This is a genomic window from Hoyosella rhizosphaerae (genome assembly GCF_014643175.1).
Taxonomy (GTDB): domain Bacteria; phylum Actinomycetota; class Actinomycetes; order Mycobacteriales; family Mycobacteriaceae; genus Lolliginicoccus; species Lolliginicoccus rhizosphaerae.
Genome location: NZ_BMJH01000010.1, coordinates 1 through 2,840, shown reverse-complemented (window position 1 = coordinate 2,840; position 2,840 = coordinate 1). Strand labels below are relative to the sequence as shown.

Below are 2,840 nucleotides of genomic sequence, written 5' to 3'. Positions count from 1 at the left end.
CCTCTTCATCATCTTCTACGACCAAACACTCGCCGCAGTCTCCGAAGCCTCCCGACTCCGCACCGCCATCGGACCATCACTGAAGTGGTACGAAGAGATGACGAGGTATAACGATCTCTTTGGGCCTGCGACTGATGGTTCGTTGGCACGCCGTTTTGCTGTCTTGATGTTGGTATTCGCGATCGCATTTGTTGGTGTTTCGTTGGCGCGCCGCGGTGGCATTCCTGGGGTGCCGATGGGCCCTGCGTCTCGTCTCCTGGGGATTACTGTTGCGTCATTCTTGTTCTTGACGCTGACACCGACCAAGTGGACTCATCACTTCGGTGCGTTTGCTGGTGTTGCCGCTGGTGTCGCCGCATTGTTGGCTGTGGCGATGGCGCCCACGGTGTTGAAGTCGGCGCGAAATCGGCTTGTCACGTTGTCTGTCCTGTTGTTGATTACCGCTTTCGCGATGACAGGCACTAACCGGTGGTGGCATGTTGCGAACTATGGCGTTCCATTTGGTGATCGCCCACCGCTGTTGTTGGGTCGTGGGGTAGCCAACTGGCTACTGGCGCTTGCGCTCTTGGTCTTCATCGTCGCTGCCGTGTTCCATGTCTTAGAACTGCGTGGGGAACCTGGAAGACCGCCGTGGTGGGTCCGCGCAATTACAACCACACCGGTGTTGATCATCACCGGGATTGTTGTGGCGGCACAAGTTGCGTCCATGTCGGTAGCCGCACTTAAGCAGTACCCGGCATATTCCATCGCACGGTCGAATATTGACGCCATTGGCGGTGAGCCGTGTGGGCTCGCGCGCGATGTGCTCGTCGAAACCAACCCCAATAGTGGCTTCCTTGCCCCGGTGGGCGAAGCGGGCATTGCGGATGCACTAGAAGAAGGTGGAAACACCAGTTTTACCCCGAACGGGTTGGCACCAGACCTCACACCCGACCAGGCCGCGCTCGAAAATGAGGCGTCAACTTTGGTGGCGTTGGGCGAGCAAGACGCTTCAGGCGAGCAACAAACACTCGACCCTACTGGTATTTCACCTGGTGAACGCTTGCAGGTTGCGGGCATCAATGGAAGCTTCGCTCCCCTACCGTTCGGGTTGGATCCACAGTTGGTTCCAGTTTTGGGGAGCTTCCAGACTGGGGATCAACGCTCGGCGTCGCTGACCACTGGGTGGTACGCATTGCCCAGTTCACACGATGACAATCCCCTTCTGGTGGTGACGGCGGCTGGACGCGTTGCAGGTATTGACGCTTTCGACCGTCCAATTCGTGGGCAGCAGCTCGATATTGAGTTTGGCATCGCAGAGGGTGACGACTTCGCAGTAATCCATACCGCGACACCGATTGATATCGGCCCGATGCCGTCGTGGAGAAATCTGCGTGTGCCACTTGATCAGGTACCTGAGGAGGCAACGGCGGTACGGCTCGTCGCCCGTGATGACGACCTTGATCCAAACCAGTGGCTAGCCATCACACCGCCGAGAATTCCTCAGCTCGATACGTTGCAGAGCATCGTCGGTAGTGACACGCCGACCATGATCGACTGGTCTATTGGGCTGGCATTCCCCTGTCAACAACCATTTGTGCACCGTAACGGCGTAATCGATATGCCTGAATACCGCATCGCTGGCGATTTCGAATTGAAACTTGGCACTGACATCGCGCAGGGCAGCGCGGGAGGCGGCCCTGTGGGGCTCGTGAGTCTCGTGGGCCGCGAACAGCCTATGGCGACGTATCTCAGAGATGACTGGGGCCGCGATTGGGGGTCACTTAGCCGATATGTGCATTACACGCCCGAGTCGACACCTGCCGATATCGATCATGAGACAGTCCGGCGGTCGGGGCTCTGGCACCCTGGGCCTATCCGCTGACGTGGCGTTACAGTTGCGAGCGAAATGAGTTTGTTGTCACTCCAATTACTGTGAATTGCTGCTACCTGGCATGGTTATCGGGAAGTTGCGAATAACATCAGGAATCGTAACTGTCGGATTAGTGTCTCCTGGGACGGATGGTTCGGTGTCAGATAGTGGTATTCGGACGACGCGCTTAGTCGCGCTCGTCACAGGTTTGCTCGGGTTCCTTCTCGCGGTGGCAGCGCCGCTATTACCCGTGCATCAAACAAATTCCACACTAACCTGGCCGCAGAACGACGAGATCAACAGTGTCGAAGCACCGCTGATCTCGTACTACCCCCAGACGCTCGCCGCCACCGTCCCCTGCAGCACATTCGCTGAACTGCCGGACGAAGGCGGAATCGTAGCGTCCACAATCCCGCCGGCCTCTCCGGACTCCCTGCGATTCGGTATGCAGATTCGCGCGACAGGAAGCGACGCCCAAGTCGTAGTCCGCAACGGTGTGGTGGCTTCTGTACCGCGCGACCGAATGACCGCATGCGATGAACTCGTAGTCACCATCACCAAAGACGAAATCGTTACAGAATTTACCGGCGTCGGTGCAGATGATGACACTGCCCGCACAGTGCGTGAGGGAATGTTCATGCCCCAGGTGGTGGGGGTGTTTACGGACCTCACCGGCACCGCACCCACCAACCTCAACCTCACCATCGACATCGACTCCCGCTTCTCCACCCACCCCACCACACTCAAAATCCTCGCCCTCACCCTCGGCGTCCTCACCACCATCACCGCGCTGATCGCCCTCCACAAACTCGACCTCACCGACGGCCGGCGCCACCGCCGCTTCCTCCCCGCCAACTGGTGGAAACTCCGCCCCCTCGACGGCGTAGTAGGCACCATCCTCGTCACCTGGTACCTCATCGGCGCCAACACCGCCGACGACGGCTACATCCTCACCATGGCCCGCGTCGCCAACGACGCCGGATACATG

At 58.7% G+C, this 2,840-nt stretch carries 2 protein-coding genes; both read left to right on the top strand.

The window, feature by feature from the left end; genetic code table 11:
- Positions 1-1,864: arabinosyltransferase C-terminal domain-containing protein (locus IEW73_RS16445; protein ID WP_188678025.1), on the top strand; the 1,864-nt coding region annotated here is incomplete at its 5' end.
- 121 nt (positions 1,865-1,985) lie between these two features.
- Positions 1,986-2,840: arabinosyltransferase domain-containing protein (locus IEW73_RS16440; protein ID WP_229676087.1), on the top strand; the 855-nt coding region annotated here is incomplete at its 3' end.